9 protein-coding genes are annotated in these 16,407 nt (G+C 60.8%); all 9 read right to left on the bottom strand.

What is annotated here, in order from left to right; translation table 11 throughout:
- Positions 1-403 precede the first annotated feature (403 nt).
- The 9 genes from E2C06_RS31260 to E2C06_RS39875 all read right to left on the bottom strand — a co-directional run bounded on the left by E2C06_RS31260 (position 404) and on the right by E2C06_RS39875 (position 16,087).
- Positions 404-814 (bottom strand): helix-turn-helix domain-containing protein, encoded by a 411-nt coding sequence (locus E2C06_RS31260; RefSeq protein ID WP_456305199.1) that lies wholly within the window; start codon positions 812-814, stop codon positions 404-406.
- 363 nt (positions 815-1,177) lie between these two features.
- Entirely contained in the window at positions 1,178-2,596 is a 1,419-nt protein-coding gene (gene pelG / locus E2C06_RS31265) for an exopolysaccharide Pel transporter PelG (protein WP_133292492.1), read from the bottom strand.
- Entirely contained in the window at positions 2,557-4,095 is a 1,539-nt protein-coding gene (gene pelF / locus E2C06_RS31270; protein WP_133292493.1) for a GT4 family glycosyltransferase PelF, read from the bottom strand. Before pelF ends, pelG begins: the two co-directional genes overlap by 40 nt.
- Positions 4,092-5,144 (bottom strand): tetratricopeptide repeat protein, encoded by a 1,053-nt coding sequence (locus E2C06_RS31275; protein WP_133292494.1) that lies wholly within the window; start codon positions 5,142-5,144, stop codon positions 4,092-4,094. The genes pelF and E2C06_RS31275 overlap by 4 nt, the downstream gene beginning before the upstream one ends.
- A 98-nt stretch (positions 5,145-5,242) precedes the next feature.
- On the bottom strand, positions 5,243-6,256 hold the full coding sequence (locus E2C06_RS31280; RefSeq protein WP_133292495.1) for a GAF domain-containing protein: 1,014 nt from the start codon (positions 6,254-6,256) through the stop codon (positions 5,243-5,245).
- 1 nt (position 6,257) lies between these two features.
- Positions 6,258-7,850 carry a tetratricopeptide repeat protein gene (locus E2C06_RS31285; RefSeq protein ID WP_165982779.1) on the bottom strand — a complete coding sequence of 531 codons (1,593 nt, stop codon included), beginning with the start codon at positions 7,848-7,850 and terminating at the stop codon, positions 6,258-6,260.
- 191 nt (positions 7,851-8,041) lie between these two features.
- Positions 8,042-10,945, bottom strand: coding sequence for a hypothetical protein (locus E2C06_RS31290; protein ID WP_133292497.1), 2,904 nt, complete (start codon positions 10,943-10,945; stop codon positions 8,042-8,044).
- The gene (locus tag E2C06_RS31295) at positions 10,942-11,820 is read right to left on the bottom strand and encodes an endo alpha-1,4 polygalactosaminidase (RefSeq protein ID WP_165982780.1); all 879 of its coding nucleotides are present in this window, start codon (positions 11,818-11,820) and stop codon (positions 10,942-10,944) included. Before E2C06_RS31295 ends, E2C06_RS31290 begins: the two co-directional genes overlap by 4 nt.
- Before the next feature lie 619 nt (positions 11,821-12,439).
- Positions 12,440-16,087 (bottom strand): hypothetical protein, encoded by a 3,648-nt coding sequence (locus E2C06_RS39875; RefSeq protein ID WP_241671554.1) that lies wholly within the window; start codon positions 16,085-16,087, stop codon positions 12,440-12,442.
- Positions 16,088-16,407 lie beyond the last annotated feature (320 nt).

Genomic DNA, 16,407 nt, shown 5'->3' on the forward strand with positions numbered 1-16,407 from the left:
CGCAGCACCAGCTCGATCAGCTCTGCCTTGCTCAGCCGCTCAAGCGCATCCCGCTGCATGCCAGGATCGAATCAGGCATCCCACTTCCGCGCAAGGGGGGTGGGTAATTACATCCATTGCGCTTTTTTGTGCCGATTCTAACGGCGAAGTGGTTCGGTTCGCCATTCGAAGTCTTCGCTGTACTGAATGCGATCAGCATTTTCAGAAACTCGTCCTGTTCGCGGGCGGCGCATGGGCTGCACCAGAGATAATAGAGGTGCGCGGGTACCTCTACGTGCCCTGTCGAATGCCAAGAAGCAGCTTCGCACTGCGGACACATGAGGAGTGTGCGGCTGGTCATCGTGTTCGCTTCCGGACCATATGGTGCAGTTGACCGATCCGCTAAGGGAAATCTGCCCGATTCTCAGCTGGCTTGCTCGCTATCCAGGTGAGTGACCAGCGAGCGGGCCATTTGATTGAGGGCTTCTTGTTGTTTTTCATCTTTGATCAGCGAAAAATTGCGCGCCATCTCTAAACACAAGCGCTGTCGCGGCGACATATCGTGGGATTCGTCGTGCTCTGCCAAACCCTCAAAAAACCATGAGGGCTGGACAAATAACGCTTGGGCGATATGGAACAGTCGGCCTGCTGAAATGCGGTTTAGCCCACGCTCATATTTGTGCGCTTGCTGGTAAGTCACACCTATCAATCGCGCAAGCTGCTGCTGCGATAATCCCTTCATGGTTCGCAGGTCGCGGATGCGTTGGCCGACATGCCGATCAATGCTCATGGCCAGCTTGCTCTGCGGTTCGTCCTGCTGATCGCTATAACCCACCGTCGGTATTCCTTTTAAGGTCAAACACAGGTATATTATAAACCGCAACGGACTACTCTTCATTATTGCGACACTTCGCTAATTTTAGTGCGGTATGAGTAATGGATGAGGCGTTAATGATTAAAACAACCTTTCACCCCTTGTGTAGCCAGACCGTGCTAGGCGGCCAAGACAAGCATTTGAGGTAATCATCACCTCGAGATCCGAATCAACAAAGTTTCTATCTTGGCTGTGACATGCAAAGGAGGCAGACCGTGTCGCAGCGAGCGACACTGCACCGGCTACCGGTGTTCGCTTGAAAAGAAAATGGCTTGCCACAAATTTCGCCCAGAAAGTCGTCTGCTTAGGCTAGGCAAGTGTTGGCTACCGCAGTCCTCGGTTGTTGCCGATGAACGTCATGTAGGGCAGACGCAAGATGCATGAGGCTGCTGCTGAATAGGCGTATATTAGCGCAAACAGTGTTGCCATGAGATAACCGTAGCCGTGGTAACCAAGCCCTAACCAGAGTGCCGTCAAACTAAATCCAGCATTCAGCAGGAAAAAAACCAACGAAACCGACAACAACAATCTTCGAAGATCAAAATAAGAAATTACAACCATCACTGATAATAACAAGACATGAAACATTGCGCCTAGCGCGCCGAAGCGAAAGACCGACACCATCTCCACGCCACCACGAGCGAGACCAATGAGACCAGGGGCGACTAGAATGGCTAAATAGCACACAGTGGCCTGCAACACGGCAATGTTGCGCAGCCCCTCACCGAGGGTACGAAGGATGGCCTTGTGGTTGCTCCGGATCTCAGTGGCTGTCGCATGTTTCTCAATGTCGCGGTAGAAGCGGAGATAGCGCTCGAAGAACCGTGTCTCTACGGAGACCAAAAGGACCGCCATTGTCGGCACAATAGTGAGATAGGCCAAGAACATTGCCCCGTCATAGGTCGGGTGAGCCGGCATTGCCCCAGCGATCACCACGCGCCCGGGCGCGAACCACATGATCAGTTTGTCGACCCAAATTGCCGCATTATACAGTAGCCCGACCATTGCAAACTCCCAGTAGCGGCGGAAGTCAGCAATAAATGCAAACGGATGCTCGACCGTGTATGGGTATTCAGCGAAGATACGCGCAGCAAGTCCGAAAAAAATGACTGCCATTCCGGCGATAAAGCCGGCCAACATTCCGGTCGTCCCGAAATCAGGCGCTAACAGCGTCGCCCCAATGAAAGCAGTCGCACTGCCTATGGCGAAGGCCGCCGAGATCGTCTCGAAACTTTTGAGCGCGGACATGAAGGCTGCGGCGAGCCAGATGCCGCCGATCACCAAGAAGCCAGCCAATGCCAAAAGCCGTTCGCCCAGCGACATGTCGACAATGAAGCCGTAAAACGGGACACCAAGCGCGGCCTCGATAACGAGGATCAGAAGCAGTGCCCCTAGGAACATGCCTGGTACCCCGGACACGTCCTTGGCGTGGATCGCGTCCGCGAGACGGCGGGTAACTACGAGCACAATGGGGCCAGAGACCACCAACGAGAAGGCAAAATCGTAAATTACTATGAGCGAAAATCGCTGGAGCTCGTCACTCTCGAGAATGCCGCGCCCGAACAGCTCGATGCCGCCAAGCATCAAAATGGTAAAGAGCCAGGGACCCGAAGAGACCGCGACGGCATGCACGTAGGCCCGTAGACCTGCGCTGAGTGTGTCCTGCCGCGCCAGACGGCGCAGCACAAAGCCAATGCCAGCCATCAGGCGGCCGCCAATACGCTTGAGCGGTTCGGTAGGCACAGGTGTGCATCGTACAGCTCGCGGTAGATTCGATCGACCACCTTCTTATTGTAGTAACGCTCCGTCCTGAGCCGAATGGTCTCGCCACACCGCGTGCGCAGCGCCGGGTCGAGCAGCAAATCCGCCAATCGCTGCGCTGTCTCGAGTGGATTGGCAAGCGGGGTCACGAAGCCACCTGGCCCCAAAGGCGGGTCCTCGTCAGCACGCCCTTCAATAATGTCGCGGCAGGAGCCGACATCGGTCGCGACACTCGGCACCCCCGCCGCCCCCGCTTCCAGCAGCACCAAAGGCTGTGCCTCACTGATGCTAGTGAGCGCGATAACGTCGACCCGACCGAGGTAATCGTGCAGCCTCACCCGCCCAGTGAACTCGAAGGTGCCCCGTAGTCCGAGATGGCTCACCATGTCCACGCATTCTTTGAAATAGGCAGGGTCCTCATCCGTTGGCCCCAGCAGGAGGACCCGGACTCCCGGTACCATGTCGCGCAAGATGGCAGCTGCGCGAATATAAGTTTTTACATCTTTAATCGGTACGGCCCGGCCGATCAGCGCGACCGTTGGTGGCCGGGGCGAGACGTCGCGCTGAATGGCTGACAAGCCATCATAGTCGATGCCATTTGGGATGACGGCCAGGCGATCCTGCGGCGCGCCATCGCGGAGCTGCAGCACTTGGTTGCCGGTGTAGAGAGTGGTAATCGTGCTGCAAGCCTCGTAGCAGGCACGCGAGTAGCCGATGAAGGCTTCAATCCAGACATCTCGCAAGTCGCGCCGCCGCGCTTCGATGCCGAACGAGCCGGGGACCTTGTCAGCCAGCCAATCGGCCATGGCGATCTCAACGCGGCGCTCGTTGGTGTAGATGCCGTGCTCCGTGAGCAGGCCCGGACGGCCCGTTTCCAACACCGCTCGCGCCATCAACAAGCCAGCATATCCGGTCGAAATCGTATGGTAGACCCGCGCTCTCGGTAGTTCAGCCAGCAACACAGAAAACAGTCCTCCGGCGAGAGAGCGCCAACTCCAAAAGTAATTGAGGAAGGAGCTGCCAGGTACCGAGGCCTCGTACATATGTTGCAGCATCTCGAAAGCGGCCTCAGAGTTCATGAGAGCAGCCCGAGTGGCTGCGCGCGGATGCCGGCGCAGTGCGGCCAACACACCGCGGAAGTCTTCGATCCCACCTTTCGCAAAGAGACGGGTGAGTGGTCCCTCGATTTCGCTGATCATGCGCTCGACCGCCTTTCCGTTGGCGGGCCGCCGTTCAGACTGCTGCAGCGCGATCTCTGTCATCTGGATGACGTTTGGCGGAAGATCGAAACGCAGCGGTTTAGGGGTCTCGTCTGCCGAGAGTGCCACGAGATGGAATGTGAGGTCGGAATGCGCCTTGATGAGATCGTGCGTCCATGAGGAGACGCCACCCGCGATAAACGGGTAGGCGCCCTCAAGAATGAGGCAAACGTCGGCTTCCTTGGTAGAGCCCCTCGTGCGGCTATGCGTGGTCAGCCTCATGCGGGACTTCCACCATCGAGCATGTCCGGCGCTGAGCCCTCTGCCCACAGCAGCGCGGCGCAGCGTATATTATAAGGTAAGCCGGAGGCGGAGATTCGCTCGCCATGCCTGCGGGCTACACGACGTAGCAGATCAACACGGCGAAGCCGGTACAGGCAATCTAAGTATGAGCTCAGCACATCGAGCGAGGCGTTAGCGCTTTCAGCGAGAGGCTCTAGGCATTCCATCGCTCGTGCGGGCTCGTCGAGCCGCAGCAGGAGTTGGCCGATTGCCTGAATGATATCAGGATCGCCTGGTCGAAGTTGATTGAGCAGTTCGTAGCATTCCAGGGCCTGCCGCCACTCACTTTGGGCGCGACCGGCGTCAAGAAGTCCGGTATTCGCATATTCGTCGTGGTGCCGGGCGAGTGTGAGCAGAATATCGGGATCGTCCGGGGCCGCTGCACGGTGCGCGTTAAGCTCCATGGCGCGCTCAAGGAACCAGTTCTCGATTCGCGCCGAAGCGGTTGCCGCCAGCACCCGGATTGCTGGTTCGACGTCATTCAGGGCGCTGCGAAGCGCAGGGACAAAAGCGGGCCGGAACTCGTCGGCTATGACCGTGATCACGGCTTGCTTCTGTTGGACGGTGCCGAGCGCCATGACGTCCAAGAACGGTGCGACGTTGCTCCGGGGACCGGGAGCGCCACCGCGCAATGCCAGGCGCTCGTAGAGCGCTCGGATCGGTGAGGTGTCGATATCTGGGAACAATGCGGCATACCACTGCGCGAACGGCGTCGCGTGCCGAATGAAGACCCAATGCATCACACCACCCAATGCCGCCCCCACACAGCCGAGCGGCCCCATGGTGGCAGTGGACACCACGAGGAGCAGGAAGGTCGGCGTCCGGCCGCCACGCCGATAGAGTGCCGCCGCAATGCAAATTAGGACACTAGAGACGGCAAGATGCGCCAGAAACAGCGTGGCCTCTGAGGGAAGAGTCAGAGGCAAGGAGGATGGCGGCGTGAGCAAGCCGAGGCCGGTGGCCGCGATTGCCAGCTCTGCGCAGATCACACCGCATGAGGTCCCGAACATTGCCGTCCGGACCCAAGCGCTGGGCCTGAGGGGCAGCGCCGATCCGGGGAACATGAGGACTGGGCAAGGGTCGTTCATCAAACACCTAACGCCACTTTGGTCGGGGATGACCCGTCGAGACTTTCCGCCTGGAGCTGCTCAAACCGCAGGGCGCTGTCGTAGGCCGTTCCGATCCAATCGCAGACAATGCTGAAGTTCTGCACATTGGATGGGTTGAGCTCGGCAAAAGCGATCTCTTCCAGTTTGAGCATGCCAACCACCTTGCCGGTCTCCTGACTTACCAGCGGACCGGCCAGCATACCTTCGCCCTGCAGGATCGCTTCGTGCGCCGGAGTTATCGCAGTCAGTGTCTGCCGTCCGTCAACAATTGCGCGGAACAGCGGCGAAGCCGTGTCGAATTCGCGTGTGAAGCGATCCTGGTTGCTCCAGCCTTCGGTGGCGGCAAGCTCTAGCCTTTGGCCATTCAGTAAAAAGAGAGAAAATTTCAATGGTCCTAACACTGATCGAACGAGGGTCGCCACGCCGATCAGGATTTCTCGCGTGTCCTGTCGCTCAATAGCGCGTGCCGCTGTGTACATCGCATGCACGGTACGCACCTGTCCGGCAACCCGTACCTCCAACTCGCTCGCCGTCCGAGCAAGGCGCTCGTAGGCCTCGGCAATAGTCCGCGTTTGCTCGAGTGTGTCGACCAACTCCTCCTTCAGCATGTCGGACTTACGGTGGTGGCCATCGCGGATCTCGCCGAGTACCACCGCAGCGATGAACCACAACACCGGGGTGCCACTGATGCGCAGTAGCCAGGCATAGAGGTCCTCACCAAAGCCCTGCTCGGGGAGAGCGCCGGCCAGCAGGCCGGCGGTGGAGAGCACGGCTGCCGCTAGGCCCTCCTTCGTGCCGTACTGCGTCGCAGCGAGCAGAACGGCCGCCCAGAACGGATGGGGCCTGATTTCCGCAAAGCGATTGCCGTCGAACAGAAACGTGTCGACCAACAGAGCCACTGCGAGGAGTGTCACCATCTCGAGGAGGGCGGCGACGCGGATGCCCAGGAGGTATCTTGGCCCTTTTTGGAATGAACCATGCGCGGGTGTCATGTCAGAAGACCCACGTCAAAGAGCCACCGAGCACCGTCGTTGTGCCTCGTGTGCGACCAATATTTTCTACGTAACTTCCCCGCAGTCTGACCTCGAGGCTGCCGAGGACGTAACCGAGGTTCCCCGCCACGAGTGGCCCTGCCTTGCCATAACGGTCCACACCATAGCCTGCTGACAACTCGTACGTTAAAGCTCGCTCCTTGGTTCTATCTTTCCAAACCCCCGCATAGCCGAGAGTCAGGGCATGCACCTCTCGTTCGAAAATCTGCAGCGGTGCGAAGCGTTGCCCGTCGGCTCCGATCCGGTCGGCCCGACGAAGCAGGTACTCGCTATCCAAAACATAAGCCGTCGAGAAGCCACGGACCCCAGCCAGATTGCCAAGCCGCAGTTCTCCGGTAACCGAGATCGTATCCGCCACATCCCGGTCGCCCTGGATGCCGTAGCGGTTACCGCCGACCTCAAGTCGCCCCGTGAGATCGGTGGTGAGCTGCTGGCGGCGGCCGACTGCCAGCCGGTCCCGCGTGCCATAATCGATCAGGCTCTGGAAAAAGTCCCAATTTGGTCTGTGATATTCGGCGCGCAATGTCGTCGCGCCCCAGGTGTCGGGCAGTTCAGCGCGGAGCCCGAGGCCCGGTGTGTCTCCGTTCAGAAACAGCGATCCAACGATGACCTGCCCGCCAAGGCTATCATGCTGCACATAGACTTCGGCCTTTTGGCGTTGGCCGGAGAAAGATCCGACCGTGCCATTCCGTTTCAACACCTGCGAGGCGTCCACCTGGGCGAAGTCTGCCGCAAAACCGAGGCGCCAGCCCTGACCGAAGGGCTGCTGGCCGCTGACCCCGCCAATGACGGCAGTGGCCCGCCCGGTCCCTACGCCACCCTCGGTCTCGCGGTACTCCACTTCAGACCGCAAACGCGGAGCCGTGGCGCGGTCGATAGCCCTGACCGCCGCCGCGGCCCCAGGTTCTCCCGGATCAAGCAGCAATGCTTCCTGGTACAAAGCCTTGGCCTCGCGCCAGCGCCCACCACGCAGGGCGAGGCTGGCGAGGCCGTTCAGGGGGTCCGGGCTCGCTGGCATGTCCTGACGCAGGGCCTCATAGCGCCGGTGTGCCTCACCGAGCTGCCCGGTCTGCAGCAGGAGCTGGGCCTCCAAGAGGCGAAGACGAAGTTCGCCCTGATCGCTGGCTGATGGTACGTCGTCCCGCCGTTCGTCCGCATGCGCTTCATCGCTGGCTCCGCCGACAGCCGCAGCCGGTTGTCCCGCCTCGTGCGCCGGCATTGCCGCGTGCCGTAGGACGAGATGAAGTCCGCCCTGAATATGTGTGTGGGTGACGGTGACACCCGGAGCAAGGCTTAGCAGCAGAGTGTCGTAGCCAACACTGATTCCCTCGATCATATCGGTCGCGCAGTATTGAAGCGCTCGCAGATCGATCGGCGGCAGGGCCTGCGGTGAGGACAGCAGGACCTCACGGCCCTGCTGCTGTAGCATCACCCCGGATGCTCCAGGCATGGGAATATCGACCAGAACCTGCCGGCCGACTGGTGCGGGCGCTACGGTCTCGATCGCAATGCTTGGGTCCTCAGCGGCACCCATCGTGCGTTGATGTAACGCGGCCTGTACGGCCGCGTCGGTCGCATCAGCGTCCGCGCCGCGTAGCCTTGTGGGTGGTTCCGCCGTGCATTGCAGTGTCGCTACCGGTCCGGACTCAGTGGCTGCCGCCACACCGCCATGGAGGACCGCGAGCACCGCCAGGGCGATGCCGGGACCGGGGAGGAGAGACGGTGTCATCGGCCGGCCAACAAGTCGCTGGCATGCCGCAGCGAGCCTTGCTCAATCAGCATGGCAGCGTAATCGGCACGCAGGTTTCGGTCACTGGGGCGCTCAGCGAGGAGGACCTCGTACAGCCGTGTGGCCTCGGTGTCCCGCCCGAGTCGGTGCAGCAGGTTCGCACGAACTATCCTTCCTCGGAACGACCTATCTCCCGAGCTCTCCAGCAGGCGTAGGGCTTCGGCGTAGTGTGACCGTGCTGCCGCCGCGCCGGGTCGCCGGCCTGCAATGTCGCCAAGAATCATCTGCGTGTCGTAGTCACCTCCGGTCTGCGCAATTGCCGCCAACAGGAGCCTCTCCGCCACGTCCATGTCCCGCCGCAAATAAGCCAGTATGCCGAGCCGGCGCTGCGTATCGCGGTCCCATCCGGCCGTTGCTACTAAGCGCTCCAGGGCCTGCCGCTCCATCTCCGTATCACCAGTACGGGCAGCGAGATCCGCCAACTGTCGCAAGTGACCCGCCGTCGTTGCCCGCGGCAGTTCCTCACGCACCGCGGCAACCATCGCCGTTCGATCGTCTTGCGCTTGCAGAGCGGCCAAGTAAGCCCCGAGCGTGGATTCGGACGCGCCGCCCCGCGTGGTCGCGGCCCGGTAGACCGCAGCGGAACGTGCTGGAGCGCCGCGATCGGCCAGGATGCGCATCCAGGCTCCCTGCTCCGCGCCGCTAGCCACGCGAGCCCGACCCTCAATCCAATCGAGCTGCTCCGCCGTGGGCCGCGGTCCCCAGAGGAAGAGGAGCTGGCGAACATCCGGACTGTCGGACGGCGAAGTGGCGGCGAGAACACGGAAGGCTCGCTCTGCCGCTCGTTTGTCGCCGGCCTCAAGTAACTTGAAGGCCAGTTGGCGTCGCAGCTCAGCTGGCAGCCCCGGGCGGCTGACGAGCTCCATCCAAAGCGCAGTGAGATCAGCCTGCCGCCTCGCTGCGACCGCTGCCTCGCTATAGGCCCAAAGCCAGCGCTCGGGAGCCTGCCGGGCGAGAATATGCAGCACCGGTATCAGCTCGGCGTGGGCGCGCAGCTCGAACAAGAGGGAGATGGAGGCCGCTTGATCGGCCGTATTTGTTGCCGATTCTAGGCGCCGCAGCCAGATGGCCCGCAACTCGTCCGCGACCGGCGCCCCCTGACGCCAAGCGCCAAGGAGGACAGCCGCCCGAAAATCGTCGGGTACACTGGTACCGGCTGGTAGCGCGCGCAAACACTCCAGCGCCCGGCGCAGCTGCCCGTTATCAAACAGAAGCCGAGCGAGCAGCAGCCCGTCATCGGCGCTGCCTCGAATTGAGGTGAGTCGCTCTGCTGCCTGCAAGGCCAGACCGCGCGCTCCCGCATCCAAAGCAACGTGGATGACATTTTGCAGCAGGTCGGCGGGAAGCTCCTCTCGTCCGCGGGCCGACAGCCAGGCAGTCACCTCCTTGGCACGACCAGCCGCGATGGTGGCGAGCGCCCAAGCGCTGTCCGCCGCAAGCGAGGCCCGGCTCCGACGGAGCCGATCCAGGGCTATCGCGCCCTTATCAGCCCGCCCAGCACGGATAAAGAGGCCAGCGATTGCGGGCAGGGCAGTTGGCGGCAGGTCCGGCTCCTGTACAGCGTCGACCAGCAGCGCCGCAGCTCGATCGCTCCGCCCCAGCTGGACTTCAACTTCCGCCAACTGAACGGCCACATTGGGCTGACCCACGACGGTCGATGTCGCGCGATCACTCCACCGGCGCGCGCCGTCCGCATCGCCGAGCGCCAGCCTGATCCGCGCCGCCAGGACTGGTACGGATACCAGGTAATTCTCGCCCGCTGCTGCCAAACGTTGCAGCGCGTCCATTCGCCCAGCCGCCAAAACCATGGTCGATAATTGTTGTAGCCCGTCGTCCGGCACGTCTAGCCAGCCCACACGCTCGGCTGCAGCCATGGCACGATCGACGTTGCCGACCGCAAGGCCAAGCCGGAGACGCAGGATCGCCACGGGTACCCCGCCTCTTGCGTCCTTTGCCGGATCGAGCTGCTCGAGCCGGCTCAACCCCGCAGCGGGATCACCCGCATCACTCTCGGCTTGAGCGATCGCAGCGATCAGGCGCGGATCTGCATCGGCGCCAGCGTATTGCTTCAACAAGGCTACCGCGAGATCCGGACGGCCCCCAACGCTGATCTCTCCCGCGAGAATGGGCGCAGACTGCGCCAGATCGCTTCGCCCCACTAGCCAGAGCCGTCCGCGCGCCAGGGCTTGCTCGGGCTCCTTGGCAACGAGCAGCATGCCTAATTCCAGCGCGATGACACTTGCATCCACCGCCTCCGGATGACGTGCCTCCATATCTCGCAGCACCGCAACGCCGGCGAGGGGCCGTCCAATGCTCGCTTCCAATCGTGCCAACGTTACGAAGTCGTCCGGCTCTGAGCCGACCTGCTGGACGAGGTTGCGCAGCGCCGCAAGCTGCTCCGGCCTCCGGCTGTTTCTGGCATAGAGCCCCGCCAGATCGCGTAGGCGATCTGTTCTCGGTGCCACGGTCTGCAGCATCTCGAGGGTACGGATGAGCCCTTCGGTACGACCGGAGGCACGCTGGAGCTGCTCAAGCGTGTTCAGGGCGCCGGCGTCACGGGGCCGTTGCGCAATCAATGTCTCAAGCAGCTGCATGGCGCCTACGACATCGCCTATGCTGACCCGCGCGCGCGCCAATGCGGCTATCGTTGCGGGCGAGCGGTCTCCCCCAACGAACTTTGCTTCCAGGAGGGCAGCTGCTCGCTGCGTATCGCCGGCTTCCATGCGCAGCAGCGCAAGCTCTCGCCCTCGTGGAACAAGGGCCAGACTTAGCGCGACCGCGACTAGTCCGAGCGCAAAGACGGGAAGGCGGGTGTTGCGTACGGCCGAACGGTAGGTCATGGCTCAGTCACGATGCTGGTCAGGTCGAACGTCCCGACGTAAGGAATGAAGCTATTGGCCCGCTGCCCTGTGTAGATCCGCGCGATGCCGTCGCGGTCTTCAGGATCCCAGTAGTCGAGCGAGAATAGGCGCAGGTGAGGGTCGCGTTCGCGCGCTCTCCGCATTCTCTCGACTTGCCACAGGTATCCAGCCTCAGAGACCAGCTGATAGCTCCTGGATTTGGCATCGAAAGTGGTGCGGACAGATTCGCCCAACAGCATGTCGAACTTGCCAGCGATCCGCGGCAACACGGCGTATCCGCGATTGATCATGATCGGCACGTTTGGAAAGTGATGTCGAACGCTACGAACTAGGTCAGCAGCTCCCTCCACCATGCCCGAAAAACGAACCGGGTTGCGGGTCTCCAGGAACTCAGCGTTGTCGAGCGTGTCAAAGAATAGGCCACTGAAGCCCCGCGCCAGGATTGCGGGCACGAGCTGCGTCACAATCCTGTCGCGCCAGCGTGCTGCCCGCATGTCGACAAATTGTGCATCGGGCCAGTTTGGGTTGGCGTCAAAGAGCACACCATCTCTACTGACGTCGGGAAAGTATCCGCGACCGCGGTGAAGCTCACCAAGGCTTAGGTAGCCGAGGAGGATTGCAGCCGGGTTCTGGCGGCCAGAGAGGTCCGCATCTATGTCGCTATCCAGAACGGCCAGATCGTAGTTCTGAATGGCAGCAAGATCATCTCTGCTGTAGCAAACTAGGAAGCGCTCACGCGTGCCTGCAGCGGCACCCGAAGGCCGTTGAGTGGCAGCGTAGGTGAGAGCGAAGGTCGCCAGGAGCGGCAATCTCGCGCGAGCCGAAATCGACTTCTGCCAACTTTCGCTAAGCAAATGTACCTCCTGCGCAAACAAGCACGCCCAAGTAGCGCTACGTTTAGCGGCGCTACGATGCTACAACCTTAAGAAATTTTACAACAAAAGTTGAATCGCCAGCGAACTTACTACTGCCACTCTTTGCTGGTCGATACGAGTTTTTCGCCGAACTCAACGACGCGTTAAGGCATGGTCGTATACGGGATTTATTTTTTAGTTGGTGCTGCAGTAAGGCTACTGCGCATACCTCGGGCGCGTCTTCGGGAGCTCATGTTTGGACACGGCTCTTAATCAGCGTACGCGCGGTGGCACCCTCAAGACCTCTGGGTTAATGGCCAGGTATTGCAGGATTTGCTTGGACCAGGCGTTCTCATGCGTTCGATCTCTTGGCTGGCGTCTGACCTGCTCAACCTTGCCCGGACTGTGAGACGTGTCATTCTCTGATGACGTGTCCGTTGCATGCTGCCTGTTTCGTTCGCCTGCTTGAGGCTCCGCGTGGTGCACCGCAATTAGATTCAGGCCATGTCGCTCGAGAAGCATTCTTCTTCTCCCTCCGGCACACTCGATTGGAGTGTGCCTAAGCCAAGTTAGAATGGAGTTGTTCGAGCTGCGCTCGAACAGGTCGGCGGTCTTGCCGTCACGTGAACCAAAGCAGACCATCGAACTCGTGAGATGTCGGCAGTTGCGCCTGCGTCAGGCCCGTCCAGGTCACACTGGCATCAACGGTTCCATCTCCATTGAGATCGGCATGAAGAGTAACCCCCTCGTATCCAGTCGCGCCTGCAGTATTGACCCAGGCCTTCTGGCTCACTCCGGGCCGCCAACCCCATAGCGAGAGTTGTTCACCAGTCTCCCAGTCAGTGATGGTCGACCACGTTGTTTGCCCACTGCGACCGTCAAGAAAGAAGACGTCAGAGCCAGCGCCGCCCGTGAGGAAGTTCGAGCCCAGGCCGCCGTCAAGGACGTCATCGCCACTGCCACCGTTCGCAGCGTCGTCTCCACCGAGAAGATTGATGAAGTCATTGCTGGCGGTTCCTATCACCACTTCGTTGTCTGCGGTCCCTAGATGTTGGTACTGTAGATGCTGCACCGGACCGCTGTAGGGCGTTGGCGTCTCCTGGCTCCAGGAGCCATTGCGGAAGACAGAAACAAACGGTCCCGGGATCGACGTGTCGTAGGTGACGGCCTGGCTGACGATGGGGCCGATATTGCCGGCGAGATCGACGACCCGGGCCTGGATGGTCCAACTCGCGCTATGGGCAGCGTTGTCCGTTGCGGTCCAGTTGGTGCCGTTCACCGAGCCGTTGCTCCAGGTGCTGCCGCCATCGAAGGAGACCTGCAAGGTCTCGTCCGTGGCGAGCATGGTCGATAAGGTGCCTGCGACGGCACGGTCGGCGCTCCCGTCATTGGTGATGAAGTCGCTGGGAGCGCCGGTGTCCTTCGCCATCGAGACAATCGATACCGCCTCGGACGGCGCTGTCTGATCCAGCACATAGGCCTGCAGCAGAGTGTTGCTGGCTAGGCCAGCCGCGCTCTCGACCCGTACCTGGAGCGGCGTCCCGTTGTTCGTCAGCGCCAGATTGCTCAGCGAGAAGGTGGTGCCGCCCACGGCTGCCGTGGCCGTATGCCAAGTAGCACCGTTGTCAACCGAGATCTTCACCGTATCACCGGCAACCAGGGAGGCGCTCAAGGTACCAGTGACAGTCTGCATCGCCACATTAGTAATGAAGTCACTATTGCTGGTCCCACTATCGGCCGAGAATGCGACCGTCTGCACCACCTCGGAAGGTGGCCCCGCTTGCAGTCGGATGGAGACGTCGTGCTGGCCGAATCCGGTGAGGTTCAGTGCCAGCTTGTCGGCAGTGAGGCTGGTGATCTGCGCGCCGGCAACCGAAACGCTGCGGCCGTTCAGGGCCTCGAGGTCGACGAGCAACGTGCCCTCGCCCACCACGGAGAAATCCAGTCCGCCCCCACCCGGGCTCGTCGCCGCGAGCAGCTCCGCACGCGACGGCAGCGCAGTGATGTGCGTGACATCGTCCGGGGTCGCGCCAAGGCTGATCGTGAAGGTGCCGCCCGACTTCGGCAGGAACACACTGTCCACGTCATAGGCGTACATTCCCGCGACGGACTTGATGGTCTGCCCAGAAAGGTCGAGCGCGAAGGTACCGAGAGATCCGCCGGAGCCGACGGTCACGCTGATGGTGTTCGCGTCGACCATGTCGTACTTGAGGCTCGAAGTGTCGAAGGCCGATACGCGCTGCGCCAGATCATTGAGCGTGACGAACTCGGAGCCTGCTTCAAAGGCAGTCTTGATCAAGCTCTCGAACATCTGGACGTTGTAGCCCGGCTCGTAGCCGGTGATCCCGTAGTCATGCCAGGGGAAGACCACGACCGGCAGGCTGGCATGCGCGGTCGCATCCTTCCACTCCTGCTGCCAAGCCGCCGTGGCCTGGTCCGGGGTCATCTGCTTGAACCCGATCAGAGTGAAGTCGGAGGAGATGTTGGGCGCAAGGTATACTTTGCTGTCGCCCGGCAGTATGTGCCCGAAAGCGCCAGGATAGCCGGCGCCGACCTGCGAGTTGCCGCCCGAGAGATAGTTGTAGTACGCCATCACCTTCTCGGAGACCGCCAGTTTCTCCGGGGCGCCCGGGATGGCAGCGCCCGTCAGCAGGTAAGGCTTGGTGGAATCGAGCGGGTCCTTGATACCTTGGGCAGCAAAGTTCTGCTCGATGATGAGCTTGGATTGCTGAAACTCGGCCTGGAGCTGCGCGTCGGTGAGGAGATTCGTGTCCTCGGGGTGGGTTATCGAGTGCGAGCCGATCTCGTTGCCCATTGCGATCAGGCTTTTGTAGTAGGGTGCCGACACCGTCCAGTTCGTGCTGGTTCCGTCGGTGCCGTCGCCGATATCGATGTAGTAGGACCCCACAAAGTTATAGGCGGCCTTCCACTGCTGCAGGATCGGCAGCAACTTGTCGTAGATGCCCGGAGTGGTGCCGGCCGGATCCACTTCGGCGGGCTGCATGGCCTCGTCGAGGTCGTTGCGGGAGGCAAAAATAGCGGACTGCCGGCTCATCTGCAGCTCGAGCACCGGCTTTGACGCGTCGTGCACCGCCCAGTCGATCGCGTCCTCGAGCATGTTGTTGTCGGCCAGCATGCCCTCGGTTGCGAAATGGACGTTCTTGCCGCCTGTCGTCGTGGCCAGGACGGCATTCTGGGCCGAGCCGCCGTTGATGGATTGCGTGGCGAGGACCTTGGCCCCGCCGGTGAGGTCGCTGAAGTATTGCGTGCCGATGCTGGCGTAGTCGCGGATCTGCTCTCCAGTGGTGTAGCCGTTCATCACTGGATGCGTGACGTCTCCGGCCTTGACGACGACCTGACCGCTTCCGCTGCCTTGCAACCCGACACCGAGCAGCGACTTCATGCGAGCATAGGCGTCGCCGGCCAGTGCGGCTCCCGTCTCGTCATTGGTCATGAAATTGCCGGCGGTGATGAGCCCAACGCCATATTTGTAGACAGCGGTGTCCAGCGTACTTTGAATGGCAGTCAGGTCGGCCTTGTTGACATTCTGGAAGGACGGAAAGATCAGGGCGTCGTAGTTGATGAGCTTGCTGAGATCCTTGAGGTCGGCCTCGGTGAGGAGGTCGTAGGGCACTCCGGCCATGGCGGCCTGGTTCTGGGCCGCCATGAACAGATCCGAGTAGGCCGTGCCGTCGAAGAACTTGGCCGCACTGGTGGCGGAGTAGACAATGCCAACCTTCAAGCTCGTGTCGGTGGCTTGCGGCAGCGTGGCAGGGTCGATCAGCCTATAGCCGGGCTGGCTATAGTCGCCGGGCAAGTAAACGCTATCGTTGACGTCCGCATACACATCGGTAACTGCGGAAGGTGTGGTAATACCGAGTAGGCTGAGCGGAACCCTAAACTCGACCGATTGTTTATCGGCTGAAAAAGCATAGTCGGTAATGGCATCTTTCAAAACCTCGCCGGAAGCTCCCGTATAAAGACGGGGGACTACGGCACCGGCATCGTCGATGAAGTTAATATTGAAGTCTGCACCGGTCTGAATTCCAAAGATCTGGTATCCGGTCGAATTGTCATGGTCGACGTTTAGCCAAATAGTCGTGTTTGGATTGATAGTAGTCGCGCTCTGGAGGGAAAAAACGAAGGCCCCACCCTCAATTGTGCCATAAAGGGAGTAGCCGACTGGACTCGCACCGGGCACATAGTCGAGACGCGTTGCCTCGCTCCACTCGCCAGGATCAAGAATGCCATTGAGTGTGAAGGTCATACCGATCTCGTCCTACCGCGCACTGGGTAGAAAACATATTAAAGTTCTTCGCTGAATAGGCGCGTAAAGGGCGTGTTACCACTATGGAACGTTTTTGCGAGTTTGGTCCGATATAAAATTCCAAAACACCGAGGCTCTTGTCGGGATCCGGGGTGATGGAGCCAGGCCTGGGTAGCGTGCCCGGAGGCGGCCTGTGATGCTGTGTGTGGGGGCGGGATAGCGAACGGTCTCGCGCGAGGAGCCCGTGGCATCATGGCCACCCCTGATCTGATCAACCTCTCGGCGCTGATCAACGATGCCAAGTGTTTCGCCCTGGTGCG

Origin of the sequence: Dankookia rubra, from assembly GCF_004355005.1 — a bacterium.
In the GTDB taxonomy this organism is placed as follows: domain Bacteria; phylum Pseudomonadota; class Alphaproteobacteria; order Acetobacterales; family Acetobacteraceae; genus Paracraurococcus; species Paracraurococcus ruber_A.